General features: G+C 67.0%; 17 protein-coding genes. 7 read left to right on the forward strand and 10 right to left on the reverse strand.

The window, feature by feature from the left end; genetic code table 11:
- Positions 1 to 24: 24 nt before the first annotated feature.
- The 5 genes from VL15_RS16540 to moaE all read left to right on the forward strand — a co-directional run bounded on the left by VL15_RS16540 (position 25) and on the right by moaE (position 5,071).
- Positions 25 to 1,350: a homoserine dehydrogenase gene (locus tag VL15_RS16540; protein WP_048246861.1), complete on the forward strand. Its 1,326-nt coding sequence runs from the start codon at positions 25 to 27 to the stop codon at positions 1,348 to 1,350.
- 12 nt (positions 1,351 to 1,362) lie between these two features.
- Positions 1,363 to 2,814, forward strand: coding sequence for a threonine synthase (gene thrC / locus VL15_RS16545; RefSeq protein WP_048246863.1), 1,452 nt, complete (start codon positions 1,363 to 1,365; stop codon positions 2,812 to 2,814).
- Positions 2,815 to 3,059: 245 nt separating this feature from the next.
- Positions 3,060 to 4,307 carry a gephyrin-like molybdotransferase Glp gene (glp, locus tag VL15_RS16550; protein ID WP_048246865.1) on the forward strand — a complete coding sequence of 416 codons (1,248 nt, stop codon included), beginning with the start codon at positions 3,060 to 3,062 and terminating at the stop codon, positions 4,305 to 4,307.
- A gap of 19 nt (positions 4,308 to 4,326) precedes the next feature.
- A complete protein-coding gene (gene moaD / locus VL15_RS16555) occupies positions 4,327 to 4,584 on the forward strand; it encodes a molybdopterin converting factor subunit 1 (RefSeq protein WP_031403202.1) in 258 nt (85 codons plus the stop codon).
- A 10-nt stretch (positions 4,585 to 4,594) separates the two neighbouring features.
- The gene (moaE, locus tag VL15_RS16560; protein WP_048246867.1) at positions 4,595 to 5,071 is read left to right on the forward strand and encodes a molybdopterin synthase catalytic subunit MoaE; all 477 of its coding nucleotides are present in this window, start codon (positions 4,595 to 4,597) and stop codon (positions 5,069 to 5,071) included.
- Between the two features lie 60 nt (positions 5,072 to 5,131).
- On the opposite strand, the gene VL15_RS16565 is transcribed toward moaE, so the two are convergent.
- Positions 5,132 to 5,692: a group III truncated hemoglobin gene (locus VL15_RS16565; RefSeq protein WP_048246869.1), complete on the reverse strand. Its 561-nt coding sequence runs from the start codon at positions 5,690 to 5,692 to the stop codon at positions 5,132 to 5,134.
- Between the two features lie 252 nt (positions 5,693 to 5,944).
- On the opposite strand from VL15_RS16565, the gene VL15_RS16570 reads away from it, so the two are divergent.
- Both VL15_RS16570 and clpB read left to right on the forward strand, forming a co-directional pair.
- On the forward strand, positions 5,945 to 6,463 hold the full coding sequence (locus VL15_RS16570) for an Rrf2 family transcriptional regulator (protein ID WP_048246871.1): 519 nt from the start codon (positions 5,945 to 5,947) through the stop codon (positions 6,461 to 6,463).
- A 157-nt stretch (positions 6,464 to 6,620) separates the two neighbouring features.
- Entirely contained in the window at positions 6,621 to 9,218 is a 2,598-nt protein-coding gene (gene clpB, locus VL15_RS16575; RefSeq protein WP_048246873.1) for an ATP-dependent chaperone ClpB, read from the forward strand.
- 120 nt (positions 9,219 to 9,338) lie between these two features.
- Here clpB and VL15_RS16580 read toward each other — a convergent pair whose 3' ends face one another.
- The 9 genes from VL15_RS16580 to VL15_RS16615 form a co-directional block, all read right to left on the reverse strand.
- Positions 9,339 to 9,776, reverse strand: a complete 438-nt coding sequence (locus tag VL15_RS16580) for a YidB family protein (RefSeq protein ID WP_048246875.1) — start codon at positions 9,774 to 9,776, stop codon at positions 9,339 to 9,341.
- 88 nt (positions 9,777 to 9,864) lie between these two features.
- A complete protein-coding gene (locus VL15_RS16585; RefSeq protein ID WP_048246877.1) occupies positions 9,865 to 10,476 on the reverse strand; it encodes a ComEA family DNA-binding protein in 612 nt (203 codons plus the stop codon).
- A gap of 190 nt (positions 10,477 to 10,666) precedes the next feature.
- Positions 10,667 to 10,819, reverse strand: a complete 153-nt coding sequence (locus VL15_RS42035) for a hypothetical protein (RefSeq protein WP_155420240.1) — start codon at positions 10,817 to 10,819, stop codon at positions 10,667 to 10,669.
- Between the two features lie 45 nt (positions 10,820 to 10,864).
- Entirely contained in the window at positions 10,865 to 12,220 is a 1,356-nt protein-coding gene (locus tag VL15_RS16590) for an MATE family efflux transporter (RefSeq protein WP_048246879.1), read from the reverse strand.
- Between the two features lie 2 nt (positions 12,221 to 12,222).
- Positions 12,223 to 14,055, reverse strand: coding sequence for an ArnT family glycosyltransferase (locus VL15_RS16595; protein ID WP_155420241.1), 1,833 nt, complete (start codon positions 14,053 to 14,055; stop codon positions 12,223 to 12,225).
- Positions 14,056 to 14,200: 145 nt separating this feature from the next.
- Positions 14,201 to 14,461 carry a type B 50S ribosomal protein L31 gene (locus VL15_RS16600; RefSeq protein ID WP_006753671.1) on the reverse strand — a complete coding sequence of 87 codons (261 nt, stop codon included), beginning with the start codon at positions 14,459 to 14,461 and terminating at the stop codon, positions 14,201 to 14,203.
- A 157-nt stretch (positions 14,462 to 14,618) separates the two neighbouring features.
- A complete protein-coding gene (locus tag VL15_RS16605; protein WP_048246883.1) occupies positions 14,619 to 15,452 on the reverse strand; it encodes a zinc-dependent peptidase in 834 nt (277 codons plus the stop codon).
- A 38-nt stretch (positions 15,453 to 15,490) separates the two neighbouring features.
- Positions 15,491 to 17,047: an MFS transporter gene (locus tag VL15_RS16610; RefSeq protein WP_048246884.1), complete on the reverse strand. Its 1,557-nt coding sequence runs from the start codon at positions 17,045 to 17,047 to the stop codon at positions 15,491 to 15,493.
- Entirely contained in the window at positions 17,044 to 17,544 is a 501-nt protein-coding gene (locus tag VL15_RS16615; protein ID WP_048246886.1) for a MerR family transcriptional regulator, read from the reverse strand. The genes VL15_RS16610 and VL15_RS16615 overlap by 4 nt, the downstream gene beginning before the upstream one ends.
- Positions 17,545 to 17,653 lie beyond the last annotated feature (109 nt).

Raw genomic sequence — 17,653 nt, forward strand, 5'->3', positions numbered from 1 at the left:
TCTTACTCATCGATCACACGCAGCATGGAACCGATCAAAGTTGGCCTGTTGGGCTTCGGCACGGTGGGCAGCGGCACCTTCACGGTGCTGCGCCGCAACCAGGAAGAAATCAAGCGACGCGCGGGGCGCGGCATCGAGGTGACGCGCATTGCCGTGCGCAACCCGGCCAAGGCGCAGGCTGCGCTCGGCGTCGCCGGCACCGTTGAGATCACCGACGATTTCAATTCGGTCGTCGACGATCCGTCGATCTCGATCATTGCCGAGATGATCGGCGGCACGGGCATCGCGCGCGAGCTCGTGCTGCGCGCGATCGCGAACGGCAAGCATGTCGTGACGGCGAACAAGGCGCTGCTTGCGGTGCACGGCACCGAGATCTTCGAGGCCGCGCGCGAGCAGGGCGTGATGGTCGCGTTCGAGGCGGCCGTCGCCGGCGGCATCCCGATCATCAAGGCGCTGCGCGAAGGCCTGACCGCGAACCGCATCCAGTACATCGCGGGCATCATCAACGGCACGACCAACTACATCCTGTCGGAAATGCGCGACCGCGGGCTCGACTTCGCGACGGCGCTGAAGGCCGCACAGGAGCTCGGCTATGCGGAAGCCGATCCGACCTTCGACATCGAAGGCGTCGACGCCGCGCACAAGGCGACGATCATGAGCGCGATCGCGTTCGGCGTGCCGGTGCAGTTCGACCGCGCGTATGTCGAGGGCATCAGCAAGCTCGACGCGACCGACATTCGTTACGCGGAAGAGCTCGGCTACCGGATCAAGCTGCTCGGCATCGCGCGCCGCGCCGAAAACGGCATCGAACTGCGCGTGCATCCGACGCTGATCCCCGAGAAGCGCCTGCTCGCGAACGTCGAAGGCGCGATGAACGCGGTCGTCGTGCACGGCGACGCGGTCGGCACGACGCTGTACTACGGCAAGGGCGCGGGCGCGGAGCCGACCGCGTCGGCCGTGGTCGCGGATCTCGTCGACGTCACGCGCCTGCACACGGCCGATCCCGAGCATCGCGTGCCGCATCTCGCGTTCCAGCCCGACAGCTTGTCGAACACGCCGATTCTGCCGATCGAGGAAATCACGAGCGGCTACTACCTGCGCCTGCGGGTGGCCGACCAGACCGGCGTGCTGGCCGCCATCACGCGCATCCTCGCCGAATCGGGCATCTCGATCGACGCGCTGCTGCAGAAGGAATCGGAGCAGGTCGACGGCGCGAACGGCGAGACCGACATCATCCTGATCACGCACGAGACGATCGAGAAGAACGTCAACGCGGCGATCGCGCAGATCGAAAGCCTCGCGACGGTCGTCTCGAAGGTGACGAAGCTGCGCATGGAAGCGCTGAACTGAGCTGAGGACGACATGAACTACATCTCCACGCGCGGCGCCGGCATCGGCGAGCGCCACACGTTCTCCGACATCCTGCTCGGCGGTCTGGCGAAGGACGGCGGGCTCTACCTGCCGGCCGAGTACCCGAAGGTGTCCGCCGACGAGCTCGCGCGCTGGCGCACGCTGCCGTATGCGGATCTCGCGTTCGAGATCCTGTCGAAGTTCAGCGACGACATTGCGGCCGACGACCTGCGCGCGCTTACGCGCCGCACGTACACGGCCGACGTGTACAGCAACACGCGCCACGGCGAGAACGCGTCCGACATCACGCCGCTGAAGACGCTCGGCGCCGAGAACGGGGCGGCGCTGTCGCTGCTCGAACTGTCGAACGGCCCGACGCTCGCGTTCAAGGACATGGCGATGCAGCTGCTCGGCAACCTGTTCGAGTACACGCTCGCGAAGCAGGGCAAGGCGCTGAACATCCTCGGCGCGACGTCGGGCGACACGGGCAGCGCGGCTGAATACGCGATGCGCGGCAAGGTCGGCGTGCGCGTGTTCATGCTGTCGCCGCACAAGAAGATGAGCGCGTTCCAGACGGCGCAGATGTTCAGCCTGCAGGATCCGAACATCTTCAACCTCGCGGTCGAAGGCGTGTTCGATGACTGCCAGGACATCGTGAAGGCCGTGTCGAACGATCACGCATTCAAGGCACAGCAGAAGATTGGCACGGTCAACTCGATCAACTGGGCGCGCGTCGTCGCGCAGGTCGTGTACTACTTCAAGGGCTACTTCGCGGCGACGCAGTCCAACGACGAGCGCGTGTCGTTCACGGTGCCGTCGGGCAACTTCGGCAACGTCTGTGCGGGCCACATCGCGCGGATGATGGGGCTGCCGATCGCGAAGCTCGTGGTCGCGACCAACGAGAACGACGTGCTCGACGAGTTCTTCCGCACGGGCGCGTATCGCGTGCGCAGCGCCGAGAACACGTATCACACGAGCAGCCCGAGCATGGACATCTCGAAGGCATCGAACTTCGAGCGCTTCGTGTTCGACCTGCTCGGCCGCGATCCGGCGCGCGTGATGCAACTGTTCCGCGATGTCGAGGAGAAGGGCGGCTTCGATCTCGTGGCGAGCGGCGATTTCGCGCGCGTCGCCGAGTTCGGCTTCGTGTCGGGCCGCAGCAGCCACACGGACCGCATCGCGACGATCCGCGACGTGTTCTCGCGCTACAACACCACGATCGATACGCATACGGCCGACGGCGTGAAGGTCGCACGCGAGCATCTCGACGCGGGCGTGCCGATGGTCGTGCTCGAGACGGCCCAGCCGATCAAGTTCGGCGAGACGATCCGCGAAGCGCTCGATCGCGAACCCGAGCGTCCGGCTGCATTCGACGGGCTCGAGGCGCTGCCGCAGCGCTTCGAGGTCGTGAAGGCCGACGCGCAGCAGGTGAAGGACTTCATCGCCGCGCATACGGGCGAGTGACGCACGGCCGGGCCGCAGGCCCGGCTGCGCAGCACGGCCGGAATGCCGATTCGTCGAACGGATCGGGGTTCCGGCTGTTTCATTTGGTGGCGCATGTGTTCGACACCCACCGCACCTCGCGCGAAACAAGTGCCAGTACCCCGCGTTCGCGCCGATCACAGTTTCCGCATGTCCGCCATATCGCGCGCCCGCGCGACGGCGTCGCTACAATGACGTATTGAATCCAACGATCCCCGCTTCCATCGATGTCGAACCCGAATCCCGCGGCGCCGCGCGCGCCGATGCTGTCGACCGCCGAGGCGCTCGCCGCGCTGCTCGAAGCCGCGAAGCCGCTGCCCGGTACCGAAACCGTCGCCACGCTCGACGCGCTTGGCCGCGTGCTGACGGCCGACGTGAGTTCGCCGCTCGACGTGCCGCCGATGCATACGAGCGCGATGGACGGTTATGCGGTGCGCGTCGCCGACCTGCTGCACGGCGCGCGGCGCCTGCCGGTGTCGCAGCGCATTCCGGCCGGTCATCCGGCCGTGCCGCTCGCGGCCGGCACGGCCGCGCGGATCTTCACCGGCGCAACGGTGCCGCCCGGCGCCGACGCGGTCGTGATGCAGGAGCAGGCATCAGCCGACGGCGACGCGGTCGAGATCCTGCACACGCCGAAGGCCGGTGAATGGATCACCGCGCAGGGCGCGGACATCCGGCAGGGCTCGGTGATCCTGCCGGCCGGCACGCGGCTCACGCCGCAGGCGCTCGGCCTTGCCGCGTCGGTCGGCTGCGCGCACCTGTCGGTCGCACGGCGGCTTCGCGTCGCGGTGTTCTTCACCGGCGACGAACTGACGATGCCGGGCGAGCCGCTGAAGCCCGGCGCGATCTACAACTCGAACCGCTTCACGCTGCGCGGGCTGCTGGAGCGGCTCGGCTGCCACGTGACCGACTACGGGATCGTGCCCGATTCGCTCGCCACGACCCGCGACACGCTGCGCGAGGCCGCGCGCGATCACGACGTGATCCTGACGAGCGGTGGCGTCTCGGTCGGCGACGAGGATCACGTGAAACCGGCCGTCGAGGCCGAAGGACGGCTCGCGCTGTGGCAGATCGCGATGAAACCCGGCAAGCCGCTCGCATTCGGCGCGGTACGCCGCGGCGACGATCGCCCCGCCGCCCATTTCATCGGGCTGCCGGGCAACCCCGTATCGAGCTTCGTCACGTTCCTGCTGTTCGTGCGGCCGTTCCTCTTGCGCCTGTCCGGCGTGCGCGACGTCGCGCCGCGCGCGCTGTCGCTGCGTGCCGATTTTTCGCAAGGCAAGGGCGACCGGCGCAACGAATTCCTGCGCGCGCGCGTCAATGCGGCCGGCGGCCTCGACCTGTTCCCGAACCAGAGCTCGGCGGTGCTGACGTCCACGGTCTGGGGCGACGGCCTGATCGACAATCCGCCGCAGCACGCGATCAGCGCAGGCGAGACCGTGCGTTTCATTCCGTTTTCCGAACTACTGTCGTAACGCGACGGCTTCCCGACTCATGAAGATTCAACTGAAATTTTTTGCAAGCGTACGAGAGGCACTGGGCGTGGCCGATGAGCAGGCCGACGTGCCGGACGGCGTGACGACCGTCGGCGACGTGCGCGCGTGGCTGCGCGTGCGCGGCGGTGCATGGGCCGAGACGCTCGCCGAAGGGCGCGCGTTGCGCATGGCCTGCAACCACGAGATGACCGATCCCGACACGCGGCTCACCGAGGGCTGCGAAGTCGCGTTCTTTCCGCCGGTGACGGGCGGTTGACGAGTACGCGATGGCAACCATACGAATCCAGGCCGACGACTTCGATCTGAACGCCGAAGTGACGGCATTACGCGCGCGCAATCCGAAGATCGGCGCGGTCGCGTGCTTCGTCGGCACGGTGCGCGACCTGAACGAAGGCGATTCGGTCGCCGCGATGGAGCTCGAACACTACCCGGGCATGACCGAGAAGGCGCTCGAGAAGATCGCGGCCGAGGCCGGCCGGCGCTGGCCGGGCATCGACGTCGCGATCGTGCATCGCGTCGGCAAGCTCCTTCCGCTCGACCAGATCGTGATGGTGGCGACGGTCGCCGCGCACCGCGGCGATGCATTCGCGTCGTGTGAGTTCGTGATGGACTATCTGAAGACCGAGGCGCCGTTCTGGAAGAAGGAAACGACGCCGGACGGCGAGCGCTGGGTCGATGCCCGCACGACCGACGATGCCGCGCTCGCGCGCTGGGGCGTCGAATCGGGCAACACGCCGCGCTGAGCGCAGCGTCCGGGCGATGCGGCCATGTGCCGCAGGTGCGCAATCGGTGCGCGACGCGCGTTACGCGTCCGGATCGGCGCTGCGCCCGATGATCTTCGTCGGAAACGGCTCGCCGCGGGCGCGCGACGGCAACGCCTGCGGGTCGTCGCCCGTGTCGCGGCGGCGCGGCGCGATCGCGTCGAGCAGGGCCTGCTGCTCGGGCGGAATCCGATAATCCCAGCCGAACCGGCTCAACTGCAGGCTCTGCGCGATCCGCAGCGCGGGTTCCATGAAGCGGATCGCCGCGGGCGGTGCGTAGCGCGTCTCGACGGTCTTCAGGAACAGCGACAGCCAGCGGCTGAAATGGGCCGGTTCGATCCCGTCGAGCGGCTGGTGCGCCTGCTGCACGTTGCCGCGATAGCCCTTGGTGCCGAGCACGAGGCTCGACCAGAACGTGACCATCTTCGGCAGATGGTCGTCCCAGCGGCCGGCCAGCTTCGCGTCGAACACGGGCCCGAGCAGCGGATCGGCGCGCACGCGGTCGTAGAACGCGTAGACGAGCGCGCGGATGTTGTCTTCGGTCGGCTCGGCATCGCGAGGGCGGGCCGGGGCGGTATCGGGCGAGGAGGGGATGGCGGTCATGGCAAAAAGGGCCGGGAGAGCTGGGCAACGTCAACGCGGCGGCGCGGGCAACGGACAGGACGCCGGCCGGATTTTGACGCAAAATAGCGTCCAACACCCCCTGAAAAACGTGCAGATGTAACGCATCTTATATGTGCGCGCGCCATCCCGGCAACCCGGGCTGCGAAACAGGGCCGTCGGTCGGCCCCGCGCGCATCCCGATCGGCCCGGTTCACGTGATCGGGGCATGATCGATCTTTACCGAATTCGCCCATGAGACTCACCGACTACACCGACTATTCGCTGCGCGTGATGCTGTACCTTGCCGTGCGCGGCGAGGGGCTCGCGACGATCCAGGAGATCTCGGATGCCTACGGCATCTCGAAGAACCATCTGATGAAAGTCGTGCAGCAGCTCGGCGAGTTGGGCTGGGTCGACACGGTTCGCGGCCGCAACGGCGGGCTGCGCCTCTTCCCCGAATCGCTGCAGCTGACGGTCGGCCAGGTCGTGCGCGCGACCGAGAGCGACTTCGCGCTGGTTGGCTGCTTTTCGACCGACGACGGCGAGTCGCGCGGTTGCGTGATCGAGCCGCAGTGCCGCCTGAAGGGCGTGCTGGCGGCCGCACGCGATGCGTTCTTCGCCGAACTCGACCGTCACACGCTCGGCGAGCTGGTCGAAGATGCGTCGCCGCTCGTGGCGTTGCTCGGCATCCGTCCGTTCGCGCTCGTGCGTGCCGAGCCGTCACCGGACGAAGCGGCTGCGGCCGTCGAGCCGCCGTCGACGGCCGGCTGACGCGCGGGCGCCGCGTCCCGCGATCCGGCCGCGGCCTGCTCCTGGGCCGCTTCACGGATATCCAGCAATTTTTGCGCTGAATCAACCCGAATTTCGCTTGAAAGCCGCATAACCATCCTCATCTTGGTGTTAATCGAAAATTGGAGGTCTCGACTAAATGAGAATCGACAAGCTCACCACCAAGTTCCAGGAAGCACTCTCGGACGCGCAAAGCCTCGCGGCAGGCCGCGACAATCAATACATCGAACCCGTTCACGTACTGGCGGCGCTGGTCGCGCAGCAGGACGGTTCCGCCCGCTCGCTGATGTCGCGCGCGGGGGTTCACATCCAGGCGCTGCAAGGCGCGCTGAACGAGGCGATCTCGCGCCTGCCGCAAGTGACGGGCACGGGCGGCGACATCCAGATCGGCCGCGAGCTGTCCGGGCTGCTGAACCAGGCCGACAAGGAAGCGCAGAAGCTCAACGACACGTTCATCGCGAGCGAGATGTTCCTGCTCGCCGTCTCCGACGACAAGGGCGAAGCCGGCAAGCTCGCGCGTCAGCACGGCCTCACGCGCAAGTCGCTCGAAGCCGCGATCGCCGCGGTGCGCGGCGGCTCGCAGGTGCACAGCCAGGACGCGGAAAGCCAGCGCGAGGCGCTCAAGAAATACACGGTCGACCTGACCGAGCGTGCCCGTGCGGGCAAGCTCGATCCGGTGATCGGTCGCGACGACGAAATCCGCCGCTCGATCCAGATCCTGCAACGCCGCACGAAGAACAACCCGGTGCTGATCGGCGAGCCGGGCGTCGGCAAGACCGCGATCGTCGAAGGGCTCGCACAACGGATCGTCAACGGCGAAGTGCCCGAGACGCTGAAGGGCAAGCGGGTGCTGTCGCTCGACATGGCCGCGCTGCTCGCGGGCGCGAAGTACCGCGGCGAATTCGAGGAGCGCCTGAAGGCCGTGCTCAACGACATCGCGAAGGACGAAGGCCAGACGATCGTCTTCATCGACGAAATCCACACGATGGTCGGCGCGGGCAAGGCCGAAGGCGCGATGGATGCGGGCAACATGCTGAAGCCGGCGTTGTCGCGCGGCGAGCTGCACTGCATCGGCGCGACCACGCTCGACGAATACCGCAAGTACATCGAGAAGGATGCCGCGCTCGAGCGCCGCTTCCAGAAGGTGCTGGTCGACGAGCCGAGCGTCGAGGCGACGATCGCGATCCTGCGCGGGCTGCAGGAGAAGTACGAACTGCACCACGGCGTCGACATCACCGACCCGGCGATCGTCGCCGCGGCCGAGCTGTCGCATCGCTACATCACCGACCGCTTCCTGCCCGACAAGGCGATCGACCTGATCGACGAAGCCGCTTCGAAGATCAAGATGGAAATCGATTCGAAGCCCGAAGAGATGGACAAGCTCGACCGCCGGCTGATCCAGCTGAAGATCGAGCGCGAAGCCGTGAAGAAGGAGCCGGACGAAGCGTCGCAGAAGCGCCTGCAGTTGATCGAGGAAGAGATCGACCGCCTCGGCCGCGAATACGCGGACCTCGAGGAGATCTGGACCGTCGAGAAGGCGGCGGTGCAAGGCAGCGCGCAGTTGAAGGAAGAGATCGAGAAGGTGCGTGCGGACATCGCGCGGCTGCAGCGTGACGGCAAGCTCGAGAAGGTCGCCGAACTGCAGTACGGCAAGCTGCCGCAGCTCGAGGCGCAACTGAAGCAGGTCACGCAGGCCGAAGAGAAGGAGCAGCACAACCCGACGCGTCCGCGCCTGCTGCGCACGCAGGTCGGCGCCGAGGAAATCGCGGAAGTCGTGTCGCGTTCGACGGGGATTCCCGTGTCGCGGATGATGCAGGGCGAACGCGAGAAGCTGCTGCACATCGAGGAAAAGCTGCACGAGCGCGTGGTCGGCCAGCACGAGGCGATCGGCGCGGTGGCCGACGCGATCCGCCGTTCGCGCGCGGGTCTCGCCGATCCGAACCGTCCGTACGGCTCGTTCCTGTTCCTCGGCCCGACGGGTGTCGGCAAGACCGAGCTGTGCAAGGCGCTGGCGTCGTTCCTGTTCGATTCGGAAGAGCACCTGATCCGCATCGACATGAGCGAATTCATGGAGAAGCACAGCGTCGCGCGGCTGATCGGCGCGCCGCCGGGCTATGTCGGCTACGAGGAAGGCGGCTACCTGACGGAAGCCGTGCGCCGCAAACCGTACAGCGTGATCCTGCTCGACGAGATCGAGAAGGCGCATCCGGACGTGTTCAACGTGCTGCTGCAGGTGCTCGACGACGGCCGCATGACGGACGGGCAGGGGCGCACGGTCGACTTCAAGAACACGGTGATCGTGATGACGTCGAACCTCGGCTCGCAGGTGATCCAGGCGATGACCGGTGCGCCGCAGGACGAGATCAAGGACGCCGTGTGGCTTGAGGTGAAGCAGCATTTCCGCCCCGAGTTCCTGAACCGGATCGACGACGTCGTCGTGTTCCATGCGCTCGACCGCAGCAACATCGAGTCGATCGCGAAGATCCAGCTGGCGCGTCTGCACGAACGGCTCGCGAAGCTCGACATGGCGCTCGACGTGTCGGAAGCGGCGCTCGAGCAGATCGCGAAGGTCGGCTACGATCCGCTGTTCGGTGCGCGGCCGCTGAAGCGCGCGATCCAGCAGGAGATCGAGAACCCGGTCGCGAAGCTCATCCTCGCGGGCCGCTTCGGTCCGAAGGACGTGATTCCGGTCGACATCAACGACGGCAAGTTCGTGTTCGACCGCGTCGTTCACTGATCGCCTGCCATCGGCCGCCCGCCCGGTTCGCGCCGGGCGCGCAAAAACAAACACCCCGCCGAGGCGGGGTGTTTGCTTATGGGGCGGCTGAAGCGGCCGCTGCGCGGCGCGCCTGGCCCTTTAGCCCTGCTTGTTGCCGCCGAACATGCCGGCGAGCTGCGACAGCGAGCCGAGCACGTTCGACGGGTCGACCTGCGCCTGGCCGTCGGCCGGCACCGCGCCGTCCGGCGTCGCGTGGTTCACGACGTGCGGCAGCACCTGCGCGAGGACAGTCGATGCCATCGACGGGTCGACGCCGAACTTGCTCGCCAGTGCGCCGATCGCGTCGGAGCCGAGCACGTTCTGCAGCGCGTCGGGCGAGATCGGCTGGTTCTGGCCGTTGCCGACCCACGAGCCGATGATGTCGCCGGCGCCGCCTGCCTTGAACTTCTCGATCAGGCCGTTCAGGCCGCCCGGCTGGTTGTTGATGAATTCGAGCGCGGTGGTGATCAGCGCGCTTTGCGAGTTGCCGCCTGCCTGGCCGCCGATCAGACCGCCAACGATGTCGAGGAGACCCATGGTTCTTCACCTTCACTGAGAAGGGCGCCGTGACGACGGCGCCCGTTGAACGAATACCGCGCGCACGCCGTCGCGCGCGCGGCGCACATCAGGCGCCCGACGCCGCGGCGGCGGAGGCTGCCTTGTCCTTCTTGCTCTTCTTCTTCGAACCCTTCGCCGCCTTCGCGGACGATGCCGCGGCCGGTGCGCTCGCACCCGCTTCCGCGGACGCCGACGCGGCAGCCGCCGCCTTTTCCTTCTTCGACATACGCTTGCTCTTCGCCGGCTTCGTTGCCGCGTCCGGTGCGCTGGCAGCCGGGGCCGGTGCCGTAGCCGTCGTAGCGGCCGTCGTGGTCGTGGACGTCGACGCGGTGCCTGCCGACGTCGTCGCCGGCGTGGTGGCGGGTGCCGTCGCGGCCGGCTTCGACAGCTTCACACCCTTGGGCGGCGTCGCCGAGCCGCCGATCGTCAGGCCATTTTCCTCGAGATGCCCGACCGATTTCGTGCCGAGGCCCTTCACGCGGTTCGCCAGATCGTCGGCGTCCTTGAACGGGCCGTTCTTGGTGCGTTCGTCGATGATCGCCTTGGACTTCACCGGCCCGAGCCCCTTCACGGATTCGAGCGCGGCCTGGTCGGCCGTGTTGACTTCGACGGCCGCGGCAAGGCCGGCGGCAAGCGACAGCGATAGCGCGACGAACAGCATCAGCAGCTTTTTCAGCATGGCAAAGGCTCCCTGGTTCTGACGGATGAATGGCTGTTGCAACGGACGGCGGGGCGAGACCCGGCGAAGTGTCGCCGTTAAGCATAGGACAAATGCGTGCCCTTTTTAAGACAGGCTGACCGAATCTTGCTGAAGGCTTGCGTTGCTGTAAAGACCGAAAGCCGCGCCGGGCGGCGATTTTGACCATTCTTTACGGTGTCGCGGGGCGTGGTTTTGTTCCTGGCATGTCGAAAACCGTATCGAAACGTTCTGCCGCCGATCCGCTGACGATCGGGCATTCGCCGAGCTGCACGGCGATGTCGGCCGGCAGGTCGTGCCGCGTCACGCGCGCGGCGTCGTACACCGCGCACGCATGCCGCGGCACACTGCGCAGCTGCCGGACGACGCGTCAGGCCTCGGCCGCGACGTGCGCGCGACTCACGCGGCGCAGGTAGAACACGAGCCCGGCGCCCGCGAGCATCAGGCTGATCGTGTTCGCGAACCAGAAGCCGCGCGCGCCCGTCAGCCACGCGGGCGCGATGCCGCCCACGTCGAAGCCGAGCACGTAACCGCCGCTGAGTCCGACGCCCCACAGCGCGACCGCATAGATCACGGTCGGCACGATCGCCACCTTGTACGCGCGCAGCACGAAGGCCGACGTGACCTGTAGCGCATCGAAGCAGTGGTAGCACGCGACGATCGCGACGAGCGGCATCGCGGCCGCAGCGACGGCCGGGTTCGGCGTATAGCCGCTGACGATCAGCGGGCGCAGCGTGAACACGAGCACGCCGTAGGTGGCGGCGACGCCGCACGCGAATATCACGCTGTGCCGGCCGAGCAACCGTGCTTCTTCGGGACGTCCGGCACCGAGCGCGCGCGCGACCAGCGTCGAGGCCGCCACGCCGATCGACAGCGGCGTCATGTACAGCACCGCGCCGATGTTGCCGGCAATCTGGTGGCCGGCAAGCGTCGTCGTGCCGAACTGCGCGATGAACAGCGCCATGCACGTGTACGACGTGACCTCGATCAGGTACGACAGGCCCATCGGCACGCCGAGCTTCAGGATCGCCTTCTGGCGTTCCCAGACGGGCCAGCAGAAGCGCGAGAAGATCGCGAGCGGCGCGAACACGTCGAGTTTCGCGAGCAGCGTGTAGCCGATCAGCGCGAGCGCCCAGTTGATCAGCGTACTGGCGAGCCCGCAGCCCGGGCCGCCGAGCGCCGGCACGCCGAACCCGCCGAAGATGAACCACACGTTGAGCGGAAACTTGAGCAGCAGCGCGCCGATCTGCAGGATCATCGCGAGGCGCGGTTTGCCGGCCGCGTTGGTCAGCGCGTTGTAGATGCGGAATACGAGGCTGGCGGGCAGCCCGTAGGACAGGATGCGCAGGTAGTCGACGGTGCGGTCGTGCAGCGCGGCGGGCGTGTGCGCGAGGTGCAGCAGCGGTTCGGGAAAATGCAGCAGCAGGAAGCCGGGCACCGCGAGCAGCAGCGCGAGCCACAATGCCTGGCGTACTTCCTCGCCGATCTCGGTATAGCGCCGCGCGCCATACAGTTGCCCGGTGATCGGCTGCAGCGCGGACAGGATGCCCGTCAGGCCGATATAGATCGACACGTAGATCGACGAACCGAGCCCGAGCGCGGCCAGATCGGTGGCCGAGTAGCGGCCGACCATCGCGGTGTCGATCACGCCGAACGCGATGATCGCGAGCTGGCCCACCAGCACCGGCCACGCGAGACCGACGATTCGGCGGATGTCGCCGAGCATCGTCAATCGGCCGCCTGGCGGCGCGGCGGACGCCGCTTGACAGGCGTCTTCGGCCGCTCGATGCGCTCGTAAAGGCGGAAGCGTTCGTCACGGTCGGCGACACGACGGCCTTCCCACACGAGACGCCACACGTATTGCGACATCGCGCTCGGCTCGCCGAAGTCCGCGCGGTCCTGGCGAAGGATCACGTCGCAGTCGCCGGAGAAATCGAAATGCATGTTGCCGAAATACGCGAAGGTCGCGATCTGCGCATCGCCGAGCCGCACCGGCGAGATGCACTCGTAGTCGGACGGCAGGTGCACCGCGATCTGCTGCGCGACATCGCGATAGGTCCGGCCGTAGTTGACGATCGGCAGCCACAGCGTCATCAGCAGTACCCACATCAGCGTGGTGCCCGCACCCGACAGCACGACGCTGCGCCACAGCACCTTCGGCTGCCGCGAGATGCGCCAGCGCACGAGCACGCACCAGCACACCGTGACGATCACCGCGCAGATGAACGACAGGATCTTGAAATGCGGCTCGTAGCCGGGCACGAGACGCGCGAGGTTGCGCGCGAGCGGATGCGGGAAGCCCGTGAGCGATGCGAGCCACACGAGCCATACGAAGGTGCCGAGGATCGTGAAGCTCAGCACCGCGAACCAGTCGAACGCGTTGATCGCGCCGCGCTTGAGGGTCGGCAGCGCGAACGTCGCCAGCACCGCGAGCGGCGGCAGCAGCAGCATGTACATGCGGTTCGACTGCTGGCTTTGCAGGATCACGAGCGCAACGAGCGGCACGGCGACCGACAGCGGAATCGCGATGTGCGCGCGGCGGCGCATGCCGGCCCAGCTCCACCACGCCCAGATCGCGAGCGGCCACGCGGGCCACGTGAACAGCGGCAGGTTTTTCGCGGCATAAGCGAGCACGGCGGTCGGCGGGCCCGAAAAGCGCATCAGGCTGCCGTGGATCCACTGGTTGAAGAACCATGCGGCGTCGTCGGGCGCCGCGACGAATGCGGCAAGCGGCCACAGCGCGAAGATCGCGGCCGCGAGCGGCACGCCGACCAGCGGCAGGCGCAGGTTGCGCATCTCGGGCGTGACGAGCCACAGCGCGGCCGTGCCGGCGAGCAGCGCGACGACCAGCACGGGATTGCCGGACAGCGCGACGAGGCCGATCGCGAGGCCCCACCACAGCGCGCCCTGCATCGGCTTGTCGATGCCGCGCACGATCCCGTAGACGAGCATCGCGATCCACGCGAACTGCGCGACCTGCGGCGTCGTTTCGTGCCCGCGTTCCGCGAGGCCGAAGCAGGCGACGAGGACCAGCAGCGCGCCGTCGGCCAGCGTGCGGCCGTAGTCGCGCGGCTCGGGCTCGCCGCCGAATGCGTACTTGAACGGCTGGACCTCGGCGCGCCGGCCGAGCAGGTAGGCCGCGTACCAGACGAACGCGCACGCGACGCAGAACAGCACGCCCGTATCGACGCGCGACGCGTTGCTCGCATCGACCCACGGGCCGAGGCCGCGGATCGACAGCGCACCGAGCCAGTAGCCGAGCGGCCCGTCGGTCGTGATGAACTTGCCGACGAGGTTCGGCAGCAGCCAGTCGTGCCAGCCGCCCTTGGCCATCGTCCACATCACGCCGAAGCCCGCCGCGTCCTCGTTTTTCCACGGGTCGCGGCCGAACAGGCCGAACGCTGCGTAGACGAAGCAGAGGGTGAGCAGCAGCCAGCGCGGCAGCGCACGCGTGGCGGAGGCGGTGAGACGGACGACAGGCTTCATGCAGATGAGCGATTTGTTATGGGCGGGCGGCCGGCGCGATCGCGCGCGGCCGAGCCGGTTTCGAGCATCCGGCATTGTAGACGCGCCGGCTGGTGCGCGTCAGGTCGATACCCCGGGCGCCGGCCGGCGATTTCCGGGTGAGCAGAGACAAAAAAGGGCAGCCTGGGCTGCCCTTTTGTGCGATACCGGTGCGTTGCAACCACCGGATGCGGTGCGAAGCTTACTTCGCCTTGCCGCTGGCGCGAACGCCGAACTTGTTCTTGAACTTCTCGACACGGCCTGCCGTGTCCATGATCTTTTGCTGACCCGTGTAGAACGAGTGCGATTCCGACGACACTTCGATCTTGGCGAGCGGGTAGGTCTTGCCGTCGAGTTCGATGTTTTCGCGCGTCTGGATCGTCGAGCGCGTGATGAACTTGAAGCCGTTCGACATGTCTTGGAAGACGACTTCGCGGTAATTCGGGTGGATGCCTTCTTTCATGGTCTTTCCTTGGTGAGAGCGGTAGCCAACCCGCCGCTTGCCGTGCCGGATCGCGTGAATTACGCGTACCAGCCGACGCCAAGCCCGGCGCGAGCCACTTGCCTAAGGTCGAAAAACGGCGATTATGCCAGAAAATCAGATGGTTGACGAATAATTTTCACGGTGCGTCGAGCGCGCCGGTGCCGGCCGGATCCTGTCGATAGTAGCGGGCGAGCAGCCGGTACAGCTCCGGAAATTCGGACTCGAACGCACGCGGTCTCACGAACAGCGCTTCGCTGCACACCGCGAAGAATTCCGACGGGTGGTCGGCCGCATACGGATCGATCAGCGATTCCCGCTCGAAGCGAGCCCACGCGCGGTCCGGCACCGCGTCGACGCGCGCGCAGAACTGGTCGTACGCATGCTCGAACACGTCGGCCCACGCCTGCGCGTCGAGATGGGGCGCGTGCCAGCGGCGAAAAAGGGGCGGATAGCCGTCGGCCGCGCCGTTGAGCATGTCGATCTTGTGTGCGAACTCGTGGATCACGACGTTGTACGCGTCCTGGCCGTCCGTCATCTGCGCGTCTTCCCATGACAGGATCACGGGGCCGCCTTCCCAGGCCTCGCCGCTCGCATCCTGTTCGACTTCGTGGACCACCCCGTCTTCGTCCTGCACGGTCTTGCGGATCAGGAATTCGCCCGGATACACGACGACGCCGACCCAGCCGTCGTACAGCGACAGGTCGAGATTCAGCACCGGCAGGCAGGCCTGCGCGGCGATCGCAACGATCATCGCGTCGGTCAGTTCGAGCCCGTGCGCGGTCGAAAACGATTTCTTCGCGACGAACAGGCTCGTCAGCTCGCGCAGCCGGCCGAGCGCGTCGGGCGACAGCGTGGCGAGGAACGGCAGGCGCTCGACGGTTTCGTGCCACAGCGCGTCCGAGATCGGGTGGCTGCGCAGCGCGCGGTCGCGGCGGCGGTCGTCGAACCAGCGGGTCAGTTTCGAGAGCATGGAGGCGGTTCGCGGAAATCCAGACTCTGTCTTTTAACTCAATCGATCTCTTTTTGCCATGCTGCGAAGAGGCCGCCGACGAGCGCCACGCCCGCCAGGAAGTAAAAGCCGTCGAGCGACGCCAGGAACGATGCCTGTTGCGCGACCATGCGGGCGATGGCGGCAATCGCGAGGCCGTGCGCCTCGTTCAGCGCGTGGCCGGCCGCCGCATAGCTGCGCGTCAGCGTGTCGACGGTCTGCTGGAACAGCGGGTCGAACACGTTCGCGCGCTCGACCAGTCGCGTCTGGTGCACGGCCACGCGATGCTGCTCGACGATGATCACCGACGACGTCGCGAACGAGATCGTCAGTTGCCGCACGATGTTCTTCAGCCGGTAGCCGTGCGTGTATTCGTCGATCGCGAAGATCCGGAACGTCAGGTTGGCGACCGGCAGCACGATGAAGAGCAGCAGCAGGCCGCGCAGCAGCAGCGGGACGATCAGCGCGGCTTCGCCGACCTGCGGCGTCATCCGCGTCATCCACAGCGCGGCCGTGACCGCGATCGCGAACCCCGGCACCACGAACCACTTCTTGTGCGTGACGAATTTCGCGTAGCGCAGGTACGCGAACAGCGCGGTGGCCGAAATCAGCGACATCGTGCCCACCAGCCGCCCGGCGTTCTCGACCGGATAACCGAGCCCGCCTTCGAGAAACCGCGATGTCAGGTAACTGAAACCCGTCGTCTCGTAGTAATAGAACATGTAGAGCAGCAGCCCGACCTGGAACGTTCGCTCGCGGAACGCGTGCAACCGCACGAGCGGCGTCGGGTGATTCCATTGGTGATACGCGAACCACGCGAGCGCGCCGAGCCCCGCGATCGTCAGCAGGATCAGCATCGGCGATCCACTGTAGAGCTGGTAATGCACCTGCTGCAGCACGATCTGCAGCGCGCCTTGCGCGAGCGCGAACACGACATACGGCCAGAAGTGTCCGGAGCCGCGTTCGTCGTCGGGGGTTCTGCCCGAATCGGGCAGCGTGAGCAGCGCGAGGATCGCGAACGCGATGCCGGCCGGCGCCGTGCACGCAAACAGCGCGCGCCACGTCGAATGCGCGACGAGCAGCCCGCCGACGATCGGCGCGAGCGCGCTGCCGAGCAGGATCATGATCAGAAACGCGCGCGTCGCGGGCGGCCGTTCCTGCGGCTTGAAACTGATCTGGATCAGGATCCGGCATGCGCCCATCATCGGGCCGATGAAATAACCCTGGAAACCGCGCGCGAACGCGAGTTCGAGCGACGTATCGGCGAGCGCGGCCGCGATCGCGCCGAACGAGAACATCAGCATGCAGCCGGCGACGTAGCGGCGATGTCCGAGCCGGTCGACCCACCATTGCTGCTGCAGGATGCCGAGCACGGCCGTGACCGCGTACGCGCTCGACGACCACACGAGTTCGTCGGGCGACGCGTTGATGCCGCCCGCGATGTAGCTCGCGAAGAACGAGAAGACCGCGTTGTCGAAGTAGTCGATGCCGGTGACGAGCGCAAGCGCCCACGGGAACAAATCCGCGCGCAGGTTCGCGCGGCTCCACAGCGGCGAACGACCGGGCATTGCATTCATTCGCGATCCTTGCGCGCGCGCCGCGTTCCGGCTTCGGCCTGCCGCTGTGCGATCAGCGCATCGGGGTTTTCGCCGGCGAGACGCCGCTCGACGTAGTCGATGTCGTGCTGCAGTTCCTTGCGCAGCGCGACGGCTTCCTTCAGTTCGCGCTGAACGGCCGCGATCCGCCGGTCGAGCGTGCCGATCTGCTCAGCGAGGCCGGTGCGGATGTCGCGCAGCGACGCGTCCGAGTAACGGCGTCGTCCGTCGCCCGTTTCCTCGAGCGGGCGCTTCAGCATTTCGGTGATGCCGTGCAACGAGAAGCCGAGCGCGCGCAGCCGCAGGATGCGCGCGAAGCGCTCGAGATCGGCTTCGTCGTAGAGGCGGTAGCGGCCTTCGCTGCGCGACGGCGTGACGAGCCCGCGCTCTTCGTAATACTTCAGCGTGCGCGGCGTGACGCCGAGCCGCGACGCGGCGTCGCTCACGGTCAGCAGCGGGGTGGAGGTGTCGTTGGGCATCGGGAGGCGGGGGATTCGGTCGGGGCGATGACGCGATTATAGATCAACCCGTACGTTCACGTTCAGGTTGGGATCGAAAAACGGCCGCCGGCAAGATACGCGGGCGGCC

Origin of the sequence: Burkholderia cepacia, from assembly GCF_001039005.1 — a bacterium.
Lineage (GTDB): Bacteria > Pseudomonadota > Gammaproteobacteria > Burkholderiales > Burkholderiaceae > Burkholderia > Burkholderia theae.